General features: G+C 68.6%; 11 protein-coding genes and 1 pseudogene. 7 read left to right on the forward strand and 5 right to left on the reverse strand.

Features of this window, described 5'->3' with window-relative positions; all coding sequences use genetic code 11:
* Positions 1-8: 8 nt before the first annotated feature.
* Positions 9-377: a copper-binding protein gene (locus tag Q8Q77_RS18910; protein ID WP_305585437.1), complete on the forward strand. Its 369-nt coding sequence runs from the start codon at positions 9-11 to the stop codon at positions 375-377.
* A 65-nt stretch (positions 378-442) separates the two neighbouring features.
* On the opposite strand, the pseudogene Q8Q77_RS20785 reads toward Q8Q77_RS18910, so the two are convergent.
* Positions 443-544: pseudogene (locus Q8Q77_RS20785) on the reverse strand (PEPxxWA-CTERM sorting domain-containing protein); the annotation flags it as partial.
* A 1,364-nt stretch (positions 545-1,908) separates the two neighbouring features.
* Here Q8Q77_RS20785 and Q8Q77_RS18920 point away from each other — a divergent pair.
* Both Q8Q77_RS18920 and Q8Q77_RS18925 read left to right on the forward strand, forming a co-directional pair.
* Positions 1,909-3,258, forward strand: a complete 1,350-nt coding sequence (locus tag Q8Q77_RS18920; RefSeq protein ID WP_305585440.1) for a PepSY domain-containing protein — start codon at positions 1,909-1,911, stop codon at positions 3,256-3,258.
* Positions 3,259-3,321: 63 nt separating this feature from the next.
* A complete protein-coding gene (locus Q8Q77_RS18925) occupies positions 3,322-3,732 on the forward strand; it encodes a hypothetical protein (protein ID WP_305585442.1) in 411 nt (136 codons plus the stop codon).
* A 19-nt stretch (positions 3,733-3,751) separates the two neighbouring features.
* On the opposite strand, the gene Q8Q77_RS18930 is transcribed toward Q8Q77_RS18925, so the two are convergent.
* The 3 genes from Q8Q77_RS18930 to Q8Q77_RS18940 form a co-directional block, all read right to left on the reverse strand.
* Complete coding sequence (locus Q8Q77_RS18930) at positions 3,752-4,252, reverse strand: hypothetical protein (protein ID WP_305585444.1); 501 nt, start codon at positions 4,250-4,252, stop codon at positions 3,752-3,754.
* 148 nt (positions 4,253-4,400) lie between these two features.
* Positions 4,401-7,391, reverse strand: coding sequence for a TonB-dependent receptor domain-containing protein (locus Q8Q77_RS18935; RefSeq protein ID WP_305585446.1), 2,991 nt, complete (start codon positions 7,389-7,391; stop codon positions 4,401-4,403).
* Between the two features lie 254 nt (positions 7,392-7,645).
* On the reverse strand, positions 7,646-7,990 hold the full coding sequence (locus Q8Q77_RS18940; protein ID WP_305585448.1) for a helix-turn-helix transcriptional regulator: 345 nt from the start codon (positions 7,988-7,990) through the stop codon (positions 7,646-7,648).
* Positions 7,991-8,151: 161 nt separating this feature from the next.
* Between Q8Q77_RS18940 and Q8Q77_RS18945 the strand changes: the two genes are divergently transcribed.
* Positions 8,152-10,296: a winged helix-turn-helix domain-containing protein gene (locus Q8Q77_RS18945; RefSeq protein WP_305585450.1), complete on the forward strand. Its 2,145-nt coding sequence runs from the start codon at positions 8,152-8,154 to the stop codon at positions 10,294-10,296.
* Positions 10,293-10,802 (forward strand): GNAT family N-acetyltransferase, encoded by a 510-nt coding sequence (locus Q8Q77_RS18950; RefSeq protein ID WP_305585452.1) that lies wholly within the window; start codon positions 10,293-10,295, stop codon positions 10,800-10,802. The genes Q8Q77_RS18945 and Q8Q77_RS18950 overlap by 4 nt, the downstream gene beginning before the upstream one ends.
* On the opposite strand, the gene Q8Q77_RS18955 is transcribed toward Q8Q77_RS18950, so the two are convergent.
* Positions 10,799-11,650: a LysR family transcriptional regulator gene (locus Q8Q77_RS18955; RefSeq protein WP_305585454.1), complete on the reverse strand. Its 852-nt coding sequence runs from the start codon at positions 11,648-11,650 to the stop codon at positions 10,799-10,801. The genes Q8Q77_RS18950 and Q8Q77_RS18955 overlap by 4 nt on opposite strands.
* A gap of 200 nt (positions 11,651-11,850) precedes the next feature.
* Between Q8Q77_RS18955 and Q8Q77_RS18960 the strand changes: the two genes are divergently transcribed.
* Both Q8Q77_RS18960 and Q8Q77_RS18965 read left to right on the forward strand, forming a co-directional pair.
* Entirely contained in the window at positions 11,851-13,008 is a 1,158-nt protein-coding gene (locus Q8Q77_RS18960; protein WP_305585455.1) for an isovaleryl-CoA dehydrogenase, read from the forward strand.
* Positions 13,005-14,555, forward strand: a 1,551-nt coding sequence (locus Q8Q77_RS18965) for a carboxyl transferase domain-containing protein (protein WP_305585457.1), incomplete at its 3' end; no start/stop codon positions are given. The genes Q8Q77_RS18960 and Q8Q77_RS18965, both read left to right, overlap by 4 nt.

The raw sequence follows: 14,555 nt of genomic DNA on the forward strand, positions 1-14,555 counted from the left end.
GAGATCGTATGAAGCCGACCCTGACCGCCCTGGGCCTCGCCCTGGCGCTCGTCGCCTGCAGCCCCAAGGCCGAAGACAAGGCCGCCGAGGCCACGCCCGCGGCGCCCGCCCACGACATGGCCAAGATGGACGCCGCGCCCGCCGCGGCGGCGCCCTCGGCCGCCAAGGGGACCGGCGTCGTCACCGCCGTCGACACCGCCGCAGGCGTGATCACCATCGACCACGCCCCGATCAATGAGGCTGGCTGGCCGGCGATGAACATGGGCTTCCAGGCGACGCCGGCCTTGGCGCAGAGCGTCAAGGTCGGGGACAAGGTCGCCTTCGACCTCACCCTGAAGGACGGCGGCGGCACGATCACCGCCATCGCCAAGCAGTAGTCCAAAAGGAAGCGCCGCCGCCCTTGCGGGCGGCGGCGCGACCAGATCGATCGTGTCGGAGAAGCTTAGGCCAGGGCCAGAGCTTGACGACGACGGGCGCCGCGGAGAGCCGCGCCGACGCCGCCGAAGCCGATGATCATCATCGCCCAGGTGGCGGGCTCGGGAACGCCGATCGGGGTGCCGATCGTGCCGCCGAGAGCCAGGAAGCTGGAATAGTCGCTGGGCTTGTCGCCCAGGCCGTTGTTCGAGTCGACCAGGCTGATGAAGCCGAGCGGCGCGAAGTACGCCATCTCATAAGCTTGGTGACCCCAGCAGCCGAGCGACGGCGGTTGGCTGAAGCCCTTGGCCAGGCCCGTGGCGTTGAAAATCTCGGTGTCGAAGCAGGAGGCGCCGCCGGCGCCGCCGCCGTAGCCGCCGATCACGGACGACGGAGCCACGAAGCTGAGGATGGTGCCCCAGTCGCCGCCTTGGTAGTCCTGGATCGCGAGGCTGCCGCCGGCCGCGTAGAAGGCGGTGATTTCAGCTTCATACGCCAGGGCGCCGGTGCGGTTGTCATCGCAGCAGCCGCCCGGGCTCTGGATGTAGACGGCGCTGTAGTCGTCGAACGACAGGCTGCTCAGGTCCGTCGTGTAGACAGTGGCGCCGGCATCGGCCCCAAGGTCAACCGAGCCGAACACCAGGACCGGGTTGGTCGAGCCTTCTCGCAGGTAGTCGAACAGTTGGCTGGTGTAGGCCGAGTCCTGGTGGTAGCCGGTGGCGTCCGACCCTTCCAGCACGAGGGTCTTGGCCGAGGCCGAGGCCGGGACCCCGGCGGCGGCGATAAGCAAGGCCGCGCCGATCGCGCTGCCAAAAAGCCGGTTCATGTGTAATCTCCCAAGTCGCGAAAAACCAACGAGGCCCCTTTCGGGGCGTCCTCATCTGGGCCAATCGGAGCGTGGGGGCGCCCTGTTTCAGGTTCCAGCGTTACTTGAAAAACGCCCAAATCGGGGCGAAGTCAATTGCCATTAACTCGTTGTTAGGTTTTTTCAACCTGTGGGGGAACAAGGCGTCAGTCGATGCCGAGTAGGAGGCGAACCGTCGCGCAATATTCATGCTGGAGACTTGGGAACGTCGCTCACGCCTAGTGTGATCGAGCGTTCCGAACGCGCTTCCGCAAGCACAACAACTGGTGGCCGGCGGCCATGAAGCCACAATTTGGCACGTGCTGCTGGGCGGCGGACAAGATCGGCGCCTGAGAGCTGGGCAAGGGATAGCCGGTCTCGGAGATTCGGCGGCCGTCGCGCGGCGATCGTCTGGCCAACCGCCAGGAAGGACGCCGCCGGAGTTTCGCCCAGGCGTGGGTTGTAGCCTTCGCCGGTCGTGTGAAGTAGTCTGGCGCAAGTATATTGTCGCTGACCGACACCTCGAAGCACCAGGGTCGAAGCCAGCGCCTAAAGTGCTTGGAAGGCGTTCCCCCCGCGCGCCGTCCACGCTCCGTTCCGCGCGTCGGTCACGAGTGACGGCGCCGTTTCAGATTTGGGGGATCGCTGCCATGTCGGAAGCCTCGCTGAACGCCGGCGCCTCCGACCTCTATCGGGCCTTCTGGCGTTGGCACTTCTACGCCGGCCTGCTGGTGCTGCCGGTGCTGATGCTGATGGCCCTGACCGGCGGCCTCTATCTGTTCAACGACGAGATCGACGCCCTGACGGACCGCCGCTACGCGGTGGTGGCGGAACGGCCGGTGGCGAGCGCCCCGGCGGCCTGGGTCGCGATCGCGGAAAAGGAACTGGGCGGCAAGGTCGTCAAGATCACCCTTCCCGCCGAGCCCGGACGCGCCGTGCGCTTGGTGGTCGAGAGCAGCGGCGTGAAGCGCAACGCCTTCATCGATCCGCACGACGCGCGTCTGGTAGGCTCGACCGGCGCCGACGGGCTCACCCATACGATCAAGGAGCTCCACAGCCTCGCGCTCATCGGCAAGCCCGCCAACATCCTGGTGGAGATCGTCGCCGGCTGGGCGATCGTCATGGTCGCCACCGGGATCTTCCTGTGGTGGCCGCGCGGCCAGGCCGGCGGGGTGGTCACCGTTCGCGGCGGACCGGCCCGGCGGGTGTTCTGGCGCGACCTGCACGCGGTCACCGGGATATTCGCCAGCGGGCTGATCCTGTTCCTGGCGACGACCGGAATGCCGTGGTCGGCGGTCTGGGGCGAACAGGTGCGCGACATCACCACCAAGGCCGGCCTCGGCCGTCCGCCCGTGCCCAGCGCCGCGGCGGCCGGCGGGCACGACAACCACGCCCCAGCGCCGGCAGAGGCGTCCGGCGACGTCCCCTGGGCCCTGCAGGAAACCCACGTGCACGCCGGTCACATGATGGCCCCGCCGAACCTTGGCCGGGTGATCGCCGGCGTCGACGCCGCGGGCTTGGGCAAGCCCTACGTGATCTCCATTCCCCAGGAACCCGGCAAGGCCTGGTCGGCCGCCCACATGCCCGACAAGGTCGAAGGCATGCGCACCCTCTATGTCGACGGGTCGACCGGCCAGGTGATCGGCGACATCGGCTACCGCCAGTTCGGCGCCGCCGCCCAGGTCATCGAGTGGGGCATCTCCGTCCACCAGGGCCAGCAGTTCGGCCGGCTGAACCAGTTCCTGATGCTGGCGGGCTGCGTGGCCATCTGGCTGATGGGGATCTCGGCCCTGGTCATGTGGTGGAAGCGCCGTCCCAAGGGCCGTCTCGGCGCGCCGCCGGCTCCGGCCGATCGGCGGGCCTATCCGGGCCTGGCCGCGATCGTCGTGCCGCTGGGGCTGATCTATCCCCTGGTGGGCGCCTCGCTGCTGGTGGTGCTCGGCCTGGATATCCTGGTGCGCAGGCTGGCCCTGCGGCTGCGGCCCGCCACCGCCTCCTAGGCGAAGAGCCACGCGCGATCAGCTCCAGGGTGCGACCCTCTGACACGTTTGAGTAAGGGCTGTGTGGTTAGCTACGCCGTCCTGGAGACCCTTGTGCGCAACTTCGTCCTCGATAACGCCAGCGAACTGGAGCGACGGTCGATCTCGCGCGCCGGCGGGGATCGTCGCATCAGTCCCCGCGAGAGCGTCAAGCTTCCCGCCCTGCTGGTGCTGGCGGACGGCGAGGTCGCCCCCTGCACCATCGTCGACCGCTCACGCGAGGGTTTCCGGATCGACCTCGCCGACGACGGCGTGGCGGTTCCCGACCAGTTCCTGCTGGTCGATATCCTGGGCGGCATCGGCCATGAGGCGCAGATCGCCTGGAGCAACGGTTCGTTCATCGGGGCGCGGTCTCTGATCCGGCACGACCTGCACGAGCCCCAGCGGGGCCTCGGCGACGACCTGAAGAAGGCCTGGGCGCGCGCCCTGACCTGACCTTCTCAGGAGGGTTGGCCTAGGAAGGCTCGCCGGGCCTGCGGGCGCGGCTGATGATCAGCGAGAAGGTGAGCCCCACCAGGACCAGGTGACAGAACATCTGGTTCAGCACCGGGAACCAGCCGGACGGCGCCTTGTTGGTGGCCAGCGACAGCGGCGCCACCAGGTAGTTCATGAAGAAATAGAAGCCGAAACCGAAGGCTGGTCCGGCGATCCAGGGCCAGCGGTTCATGACCGGCAGCCGGCGGCTGGCCAGATAGTAGACGGTCGCGGCGCCCAGGATGATCAGGGTGTGCGCCGCCAGACCGAGCGCAGCGGCGGCCATCCCGCCGGCGAAGGCCGCCTTGCCCAGCAGCCCGCTGGCCACCGTCTGCAGGATTCGCTCGGCGGGAACGCCCTTCAACCCCCAGATGATGATGGGGTTCAGGATGTCGAGGATCGCGGCGATCAGCCCGGCGGCGAAGATCGCCTCGATCGGGCGCAGGGCGCGTTTGGACGGGGTCGCGGTGAATGCGGTCAAGGTCGTGCCTCCCAAAGGCGTGATCATGAAAAATCCGGGGCGGCGGAGGGGAACCGCCGCCCCGGGAGGGCCCCGCCCCGCTGGCGCGAGGCTCCGATGAGGCGGTGGCGGCGGGACCGGTGCTCAGGCCGTCCCCGCCGCCGGGGGGTTAGAACTTCGCGGTCACGCCCAGGAACAGGAACCGGCCGAGCGCGTCATAGACCTGCGGCCAGGTGTTGCCGTTGCAAGGGCCGGTCAGGCAGTTGTCGGAGCCGTTCAGCGGCGGGTCCTTGTCCAGCACGTTGTTGACGCCGGCGCGGAACGTGTAGTTTTCCGCGATGGTCCAGTTGGCCATCAGGTCGAAATAGCTGCGCGAAGCCAGCTTCAGGTCAGTGGCGGGGGCCGACGGATCGCGCAGTTCCGGATCCGACGAGGTGGCGTCGAGCTTCACTTCCGAGAAATACCGCCATTGCGCGGACACCGAGAGGTCCCAGGGCAGCGGCGTATTCCAGGTGAGACGCGCCTTGTGGCGCCAGACCGGGCTAGGCACGGCCGGCGCGGCGCCACGATTGCCGCAGATGCTGCCGTAGTAGCCTGCGCAGTCGACGGGGCGGTCGCCCTTCTGGAGCGCGGTCTCCAGCTTGTCGAGCCAGGTCCCGACGAAGTTGACCTGGATACCGCCCATGCCTTCCAGGCCGAGTTCGTCAAGGTCGGTGCGGTAGTTGGCGCTGAAGTCGACACCGCTGGTCCGCAGGTAACCCGTGTTCTCGGTGAGATCGATCGTCCGGCCCAGCGGTCCGTTCGGCGACAGCCACAAGGAGCCTTGGGCGTCGCGTTGGACCAGGGCGCAGTATTTCGCTTCGCCGCCGAGGACGCAGCGGTTGAGGGTGTTGTTGGCGCCCAGCGTGCTGATGAATTCCTCGACCTTGATGTCGAAGTAGTCGATCGAGAAGTTGAAGCCCGGCAGGAAGGACGGGGTGGCGACCAGCCCGAACGAGACCGTGTCGCTGACCTCGGGCTGGACGTTGGCGTTGCCGCCCGCGAGGACCATGTACTGGTCGGCCGGGTTGGGCTCGATGGCCAGGACCTGAGCCGTGGTCAGGTTGAAGGCCGCCGCGCAACGCGCCACCAGCGGATTGCCGGCGGCCAGACCCGCGCAAGGGTCGATCGAACCGCCGATGGCCTGGACCTGGGCGCCGTAGAGCTCCACCAGGTTCGGAGCGCGGACCGCCCGCTGATAGCTGGCCCGCAGGCGCAGGCCGTCCACGGGGACCCAGTCGCCGCCGAATTTGTAGGTGTCGGTGGAGGATCCGAACGAATAGTCGGAGTAACGATAGCCGACCTCGAGCTGCAGGCTCTTGGCCCAGGGCATGTCGTTGGCGATGGGGATGCGCGCCTCGCCGAAGAGTTCGTAGACATCATAGCCGGCGTCGATCGGCGGCACGGCGCCGCCGGCCCCGCTGATCAGGCCGTTGGCGGCGAGGAAGTCGGCCGCCAGGTCCATGTGCTCGCGGCGATACTCGGTCCCGAACGCGACCCCGACGCCTTCCTCCGACCAGGGTGACTTGACCCCGTATTCCGTGAGGTCGCCGCCGATCGACAGGCTCACCACGCGCTCGTTGGCGGTGCCGTTGGCGTAGCTCGGCACCGATAGATAGTTCAGGGCCGCGGGGGTCACGCCGGTCAGGGTGAAGATGTTGTAGGGCACGCAGGCCGGGTCGCTGCCGTCGATCACCGATTGGCAGACGATCTGGCCGGCGGCGTTGCGCTTGGCGAAGAGGGCGTTCTGGATGCGGCCGCTGTGGAAGAAGTTCTTCACCGAGCCAGCGACGCTTGTGGAGCCGAACTGGCCGTACAGGTCGTAGTTCCAGTTCTCGCCGAGGTCGCCCTTGGAACCGACCACAATCCGATAGGACGTCGAGTGGAAGCCGCTCTGGCGACCGCCGCCCTCGATATTCCGCCGCGCGATAACCCCCGTGAAGATGGTCGGGGTGCCCGCCGCCGCGCCGCAGAGCTGGCCCTGTTGGACCGCTGTCATCAGCGGGTTGTCACAGTTGGTGCTGAAGTTCGCGGCGAAGATGCCGCCAGGGGCGATCTGCGCGGTGGACACGTCGTCCATGAACATCAGCTCGGTGTAGATGTCGGCCTTTTCGGAGAGCTCGTAGTGGGCGAACGCGCCCATGGTGTAGCGCTCGTCCGGGCGCTGGTAGAAGTTGGTCGGCCCGAAATTGTAGATGTCGGTGGCGGCGTTTCGGACGCGGAACGTGTTCCCGGGTCCGGCGGGATCGACGATGAAGCTGCCGAACCGCGCCGGGTAGGCCGTGCCCGAGCCGCCGCAGGTGAAGACGGCGCCGGAGTTGAAGCTGCAGGCGCTGAAGTCTCGGTTGCTCTGCAGAATCGGCGAGGCGTGGCGGTAGCTGGCGTAGGCGGTGATGTTGCCGCGGTCGTCTTCGGTGCTGACACCCACCGTCAGGGTGACTTCCTGCGCCGCCCCGTCGCGCACATTCTCCTTGGGCAGGGCGAACTGCCCGGGAATCGCGGCGGTCGCTTGCTTGGCGCGAATGATCGAGGCGACGGGATTGTCGTTCTGGTGCTGGTAGGTCGAGATCTGCGCGTCGAGACGGATCCCCTCGAAGTTCTTCTGCATGATGAAGTTGACGACGCCCGCCACGGCGTCAGCGCCGTAGACGGCCGACCCGCCGCCCGTGGCGACATCGACGCGCTCGATCAACGCGCTTGGGATGAAGTTCAGGTCGGCCACCGGCGTTCCGGCCGAGGTCGGGTTGCCCGGATTGAGCCGCCGCCCATTGATCAGCACCAAGGTCCGGGACGGGCCAAGGCCGCGCAGATTGACGGTCGCCGTGCCGTTCGAGCCGTTGGAGATCGTCGAGCCCTGCGAGGCGAAGGCCTGCGGCAGGGAGTTGATCATGTCCTCGACGCGGATCACGCCCTGAGCCTTGATGTCGGCGGCGCCGATCGCGACGACCGGGCTGACGCTTTCCAGATTCGGGGTCGGGATCCGGGTGCCGGTGACGACGATTTCGGCGACCGCGCCGTCCTCGTCCTGCGCGAAGGCCGGACCCGCGAGTCCTCCCGCGAACAGCGCTCCGCAGATCATGGTCGATGCGAGCAGGCGCTCGCGATTGTAGCGATGATTCATTGCATCCCCCAGGACGTGACAGTGTTGATCGTCGTGATGGCGATCTCTGTAACCTGTCAGCGTTTTTAGATGTTGTGTTTACGCATAGATCTACTGTGGATTCGCTCAATTGAATCAAGCAAACTCCAAAACACACTCATGTCTTTCAGACATTATTTGTGTATCAGATGTAATTCTCATCTCGGTTGTTACATTTGAGACTTTGTGTATGCTCTCCTCAAGGTGGCTCTTGCTGCTTGGGTGAGGGTGGGGAACTAGGCGGCATCCAGCCACGCTCCCCCGTCAGCGCCCTCGACCGCGCGAGCCGCCTCGTATGAGATCTGGCCGAAATAGGTCCGCAGCCGCTCCAGCGGCTCGGGACGCACCGAGTAGATGTTGAGCGAGCCCGTGCGCCGGCAGGTGACCAGGCCCGCATCGAGAAGGACTCTCAGATGACGCGAGATCGCGGCGCGGACGACAGGGAACCGGCTGGCCAGCTTGCCCACGCAGAGGGGGCGCGCGCTGAGGTGCACGATGATCTTGTGCCGGATAGGATCGGAGATCGCGGTAAGCAGCGATTGTTCGATATCGTCCGGCGAACGGGGAATGCGGCGGTTCACTGGAACCACCTCGGAACCGCGAATTGCGGAGTGCGATCGATGACCGACATCAACGCCTCGAAACCAACCTGCGGACCACTCGCCGCGCAGACCGAGGCTCTGCGTCGCGGACCGGGATGGCTTGGGCGCAGTTCGGATTTTTACCCGATGGGAGCCCGATGATGGCCGACGACGGCAGCCAACTGGCAGGCGAAACCAAGAGCTTCGCCCCCCACCGCCGCCTGGACCTCGCCAACGAGCACGACTTCCAGCTCGGGGCCTTCCGGGTGCGCCCGGCCTATCGCGAAGTGCGTCGCGGCGACGTGATCGACATCCTGGAACCGCGCGTGATGCAGGTGCTGGCGGCCCTGGCCCGACGCATGGGCGCGGTGGTGTCCCGCGACGAACTGCTGCGCGACTGCTGGGGCGACGTCTCGGTCACCGACGACTCCCTGCACCGTTGCATCGGACGCCTTCGCAAGCTGTCGGAGAGCGACGACCGGGCCTCCTTCGTCATCGAGACCGTGCCGCGCGTCGGCTATCGTCTGGTCGCCGCCGACCTCGTCGCGGGTCTGGAAACCCAGGCTGCCGCCGTCGACGCAACGCCCGAGGCCCAGGCCGCCCGGCGCCTGGGCCACCTGCCCCTGCTGGTCCTCGGCGGGCTGGTGGCGGCGCTGCTGGGCGCCGGCGGTTGGTGGATGATCGGGCGGGACGAGGCCTGGCGCGTGGCGGGCTTCGAGAGCGCCGCCGACACCCTCGCCTCCGAGGGTCAGCCCGCCCTCTCCGCGTCCGGCGGACAACTCGCCTACGCCGCGGGGCCCGAGGACGGCAGCCAGGACATCTTCGTGCGCAACGTGCGCGACGGTTCGACCGCCCTCCTGGTCGGGGGTCCGACCGACGATGGATTCCCCGCCTGGTCGCCGACCGGCGACCGGCTGGCCTTCGTGCGCCTGCATCCCAATGCGCCTTGCGAGATCGTCATCAAGACCCTGCCCGATGGCCCCGAGCGCAGCCTGGCGGCGTGCCGCAAGTCGGATACCTCGAAGGTCGTCTGGGCGCCGGACGGCGCACGACTCTATTTCATCGACCGCCCCGCGCGCGGCGCCGCGCGCCAGGTCTATTCCGTCGCCGCCGAGGGTGGGCCCGTCACGCCGGTCACCTCGCCGCCCGCCTGGATGCGCGGCGACCAGGACCTGACCGTCTCGCCCGACGGCGCCCACATGGCCTTCGTGCGCTGGTCGGCGATCGGGATATCCGACATCTATGTCCAGAGCCTCTCGGGCGGCCAGGCGCGCCGCGTCACGCAGGACGGGGCCGAGGTGGTCGGCCTGGCCTGGTCAACAACCGGGCGCTCGCTGTTCTTCTCCTCCAACCGCAGCGGCGACTTCGGCGTCTGGAGCGTGGCCGCCGACGGCGGCGAGCCGGTGCGCCTGGGCTCGGGCCTGCGCGAGGTCCGGCGCATATCGTCCGGCGGCGACGGGGCGCTCGCCCTGGAGCTGATGGACCTGCGCGCCAACCTGGCGCAGGTGGGCGGCGGGGCGGCGAGCAAGCTGATCACCGATGAGGCCGGGATCCAATGGGCGGGCGACATCTCGCCCGCCGGCGTGCTGGCCTATGTCGCCGACACCCGGGCCGGGCGTTCGGTCTGGACCCGCGCGCCGGGCCAGCCGGCCCAGAAGCTCACCTTCTTCCCCGCGACCCACATGGACGATGTCCGCTGGTCGCCAGATGGCCGGCGACTGGCCTTCATCGCCGCCGCCAAGGGCCGCTACGGCGTCTATGAGATCCCCGCGGGCGGCGGCCCGCCGAAGGCCCTGCTGACCGGCGACTACGAGATGACCTCGCTGAGCTGGGAGGCCGACGGCCGGACCCTGGTGCTGGCCGCCAAGCGCGGCGGCGTGCGCCGCCTCTGGCGCCTCGACACCACCAAGCCGGACGCCGTCACCCCGATCACCGGGCCGGGCTGGGTGGCGGTGCGCGCGACGCCCAAGGGCCTGCTGGGCATGAAGCAGTTCACCCCGGGCATCTGGCGGCTGAACGGCGACGGCTCCAAGGCGCAGCAGATCGCCGACAGTCCCAGCAATCCGACCAACGCCTGGATGATCCTGGGCGAGCGGCAGTTCTGGATCGACTGGCCCGCCGGCCGCGCGCCGGTGATCCTGAGCTCGGCGGTCGACGGCGGACCGGTCAGCGTGGTCGCCGAGGCGCCGGGCGCGACCTTCTATTCCGGCCTGGCCATGGATCCCGCGACCGGGGCGATGATTTACACCCGCAAGATCCGCATGGACGTCGACATCGGCCTGATGCGGCTGGAGCGCGCCGGGTGAGGCTGGCGCCGCTGACGCCAGCCGACCTGGCCGCCGCCGCCGCGATCCAGAACGCCGTCTATCGGCCGCTCTATCGCGAGCCGGCGGAGATCCTGGGCAGCCGCCTGGAGATCGCCCCGACCTGCTGCTGGGGCGCGTTCGGGCCGGACGGCCTGGCCGCCTACATCCTCAGCCATCCGTGGCCGGCCGGAGCCCCGCCGGCGATCGGGACCGCGCTCGACCCGCCGGGTGCGTGCGACAACTGGTTCGTCCACGACCTGGCCATCGGCGAAGCCGCGCGGGGCCAGGGCCTGGGCCGCGCCCTGGTCCGCGCCGCGGCCGACGCGGCGATGGCGCTCGGCCTGACGCGCGGCGACCTGATCGCGGTGCAGGGCGCGGGACGCTTCTGGGCCCGGATGGGCTACGCCGATCCGATCGACCTGCCGCCGGCCCTGGCCGCCAAGGTCGCCGCCTACGGACCCGACGCCCGCTATATGACCGCGCAGCTCTCCGAGCTGGCCGCCTAGTCCGCGAACACGTCCCGCGCGGCTTGCACGAAGCCGCTCGTCCGGTAACGGGCCGTGGGGTCGGCATAGGCCAGACCCAGGATGCGGCGAGGGGTGAACCCTTCCAGCCGCACCCGGGCGACGCCGGGATCGCGATGGCCGTCGGGCATCACCGTGATCCCCAGGCCCGCCCGCACCAGGCCCAGCACCCTGTCGTCGCTGACGCCGCGATAGCTGAAGAAGGGGCGCACGTTGCGCTCAATGAAATAGCGGCTGGTCTCGGCCAGCACCTCGCAATGGCGGCGCACCATCATCACCTCGTCGGCCAGCTCCTCGCCGCGCAGGCTGTCGGCCCGGGCCAGGCGATGGCCGGCCGGCAGGGCCAGGCTGTAGCCCTCCTCGCACAGCCGCTCGGCCCCGAACCGATCGGAGGCCGGCCGCAGGATGGTGAGCGCCGCGTCCACTCGCCCGCGGTCCAGCAGGCTCAGCACTTCGCGTTCGGAGCCTTCCAGCAGCTCGATCTGCTCGTCGCCGCCGCGCCGCGCCAGGGTCTGTTCCAGCAACGCGGTGGGGATGGTCGACAGCACCGCCACCCGCAGCTGTTCCGGCCGCGCCGCGCCGGAGACCGCGGCCTGGGCCAGGTTGAATTCGTGCTCGATGCGCCGTGCGTGGACCAGGAACCGACTGCCGGCCTCGGTCAGGTGGACCCGGCGGTTGGTGCGGTCGAACAGCCGCGCCTGGAGCTGGCCCTCAAGCTTGGCGATCCCCGCCGACAGCGTGGGCTGGGCGACGTTCTCCCGCGCCGCCGCCCGGCTGAAATTCCCGGTCTCGACGATGGCCAGGAAGTAGCGGAGCAGGTACCGATCCATGATAGATGACATCTATCATGTCGATCATGATCGTTCAATTTTGTGGATTGTTCACGAGCCGCTAGTTTTGCGAGGCTATCGCCCGAGCGAAATCCACGGATTTCGCTCAAGCTTCCAAAGTTGGGCCACTTCCTTCGCCGAACCGGCCTCCACTTCGGCGGAAAATGGCCAGACCGACCTCCAGAAGGACGCCCCGCAGAATGTCCGGTCCCAACTTCCAGTTCGGCCTTGGCGAGACCGCCGAGGCGATCCGCGAAACCACCGCCCGCTTCGCCGCCGACCGCATCGCCCCCATGGCGGCTGAGATTGATGCGAGCAATACCTTCCCCCGCGAGCTGTGGCCGCAGATGGGCGAGCTGGGCCTGCACGGGATAACCGTCGAGGAGGAGTTCGGCGGCCTGGGCTTGGGCTATCTGGAACACGTGATCGCCATGGAGGAGGTCAGCCGCGCCTCGGCCTCGGTGGGCCTGTCCTACGGCGCCCACTCCAATCTCTGCGTGAACCAGATCCGCCGCTGGGGCAGCCCCGAACAGAAGCACCGCTACCTGCCCCGGCTGATCAGCGGCGAGCACGTCGGATCGCTCGCCATGAGCGAGGTCGGCTCCGGCTCGGACGTGGTCTCCATGAAGCTGCGCGCCGAGCATCGCGGCGACCGCTATGTGCTGAACGGGACCAAATTCTGGATCACCAACGCACCCCACGCCGACACCCTGGTGGTCTACGCCAAGACCTCCCCCGACGAGGGCAGCCGCGGCGTCACCGCCTTCCTGATCGAGAAGGGCATGAAGGGCTTCAGCGTCTCGCCCAAGCTGGACAAGATGGGCATGCGCGGATCCGACACCGCCGAGCTGGTGTTCGAGGACTGCGAGGTCCCCGAGGAGAACGTCATGGGCCCGCTGAACGGCGGCGCGGGCGTGCTGATGAGCGGGCTGGACTATGAGCGCGCGGTTCTGGCCGGGGGTCCGCTGGGCATCATGCAGGCCTGCCTCGACGTGGTCCTGCCCTATGTCCGCGAGCGCAAGCAGTTCGGAAAGCCGATCGGCTCGTTCCAGCTCATGCAGGGCAAGATCGCCGACATGTACGTGGCCCTGAATTCGGCCCGGACCTATGTCTACGCCGTGGCCAAGGCCTGCGACGCGGGGCTCACCACTCGGTTCGACGCCGCGGGCGCGATCCTGCTGGCCTCGGAGAACGCGGTGCGGGTGAGCCTGGAGGCCGTCCAGGCCCTGGGCGGCGCCGGCTACACCAAGGAGTTCCCCGTCGAACGCCTGGTCCGCGACGCCAAGCTCTACGACATCGGCGCGGGCACCAACGAGATCCGTCGCTTCCTCATCGGCCGGGAACTGCTGGGCGCATGACCAAACTCGCCACCGCCATCGACCGGGCCGGAGCGGCCTTCCAGACCAACGACGCCCACAACCGCGCCCTGGTCGACCAGCTTCGCGAGCGCGCCGCCCATGCGGCCCTGGGCGGTCCGGAGGCGTCGCGCAAGCGCCACGCCTCGCGCGGCAAGCTGCTGCCCCGCGAACGGGTCGAACGCCTGCTGGACCCCGGCTCCCCGTTCCTGGAGGTGGCCCCCCTGGCGGCGCACGGCCTCTATCACAACGAGGCGCCCGGCGCGGGCTTGATCACCGGCATCGGCCGGGTCTCCGGCCGCGAGGTGATGATCGTCGCCAACGACGCCACGGTGAAGGGCGGCGCCTACTTCCCCATCACTGTGAAGAAGCACCTGCGGGCCCAGGAAGTGGCCATGCAGAACCACCTGCCCTGCGTCTATCTGGTCGACAGCGGCGGGGCGAACCTGCCCCACCAGGCCGAGGTCTTCCCCGACCGCGACCACTTCGGCCGCATCTTCTTCAACCAGGCGCGGATGAGCGCGCAGGGCATCGCCCAGATCGCCTGCGTCATGGGCTCGTGCACCGCCGGCGGCGCCTATGTGCCGGCCATGTCGGACGAGACGGTGATCGTGCGCGGCCAGGGCACGATCTTCCTGGGCGGCCCGCCGCTGGTGAAGGCCGCCACCGGCGAGGTGATCACCGCCGAGGAGCTGGGCGGCGCCGACACCCACGGCCGCCGCTCCGGCGTGGTCGACCATGTGGCCGAGGACGACGAGCACGCGATCACCATCGTCCGCTCCATCGTCGCCAACCTGAACTCGAGGAAGGTCGTGGACCTCGACCTCACCGAGCCGCGCGACCCCGCCTACGATCCCGAGGAGCTCTACGGCATCGTCCCCACCGACGTGCGCGCGCCCTATGACGTGCGCGAGGTCATCGCCCGCATCGTCGACGGCTCGGACTTCGACGAGTTCAAGGCCCTTTACGGCACGACCCTGGTCACCGGCTTCGCCCGCATCTGGGGCCAGCCGGTGGCGATCCTGGCCAATAACGGGGTGCTGTTCTCGGAGAGCGCGCTCAAGGGCGCGCACTTCATCGAGCTGGCCTGCAAGCGGAAGATCCCGCTGGTCTTCCTGCAGAACATCTCGGGCTTCATGGTCGGCGGCAAGTACGAGGCCGGCGGCATCGCCAAGGACGGCGCCAAGCTGGTGACCGCCGTCGCCTCCGCCGAGGTGCCTAAGTTCACCGTCCTGATCGGCGGCTCCTTCGGGGCCGGCAACTACGGCATGTGCGGCCGCGCCTATTCCCCCCGGTTCCTGTGGACCTGGCCCAACAGCCGCATCTCGGTCATGGGCGGGGAGCAGGCCGCCAGCGTCCTGGCCACCGTCCATCGCGACGCCGCCACCTGGACCCCCGCCGAGGAAGAGGCGTTCAAGGCCCCGGTCCGCGACAAGTACGAGACCGAAGGCGACCCCTACTTCGCCACCGGCCGCCTGTGGGACGACGGGATCATCGATCCCGCCCAGACCCGCGACGTGCTCGGCCTCTCCATCTCCGCCGCCCTCAAC

Source organism: Phenylobacterium sp. (assembly GCF_030698145.1).
GTDB lineage: Bacteria > Pseudomonadota > Alphaproteobacteria > Caulobacterales > Caulobacteraceae > Phenylobacterium.

What these genes read in the sequence shown, in the direction of transcription:
- Q8Q77_RS18910 (WP_305585437.1), top strand. Translation starts at nt 9, where the DNA reads ATGAAGCCGACCCTGACCGCCCTGGGCCTCGCCCTGGCGCTCGTCGCC.
- Q8Q77_RS18920 (WP_305585440.1), top strand. Translation starts at nt 1,909, where the DNA reads ATGTCGGAAGCCTCGCTGAACGCCGGCGCCTCCGACCTCTATCGGGCC.
- Q8Q77_RS18935 (WP_305585446.1), bottom strand. Translation starts at nt 7,391, where the DNA reads ATGAATCATCGCTACAATCGCGAGCGCCTGCTCGCATCGACCATGATC.
- Q8Q77_RS18945 (WP_305585450.1), top strand. Translation starts at nt 8,152, where the DNA reads ATGGCCGACGACGGCAGCCAACTGGCAGGCGAAACCAAGAGCTTCGCC.
- Q8Q77_RS18955 (WP_305585454.1), bottom strand. Translation starts at nt 11,650, where the DNA reads ATGGATCGGTACCTGCTCCGCTACTTCCTGGCCATCGTCGAGACCGGG.
- Q8Q77_RS18960 (WP_305585455.1), top strand. Translation starts at nt 11,851, where the DNA reads ATGTCCGGTCCCAACTTCCAGTTCGGCCTTGGCGAGACCGCCGAGGCG.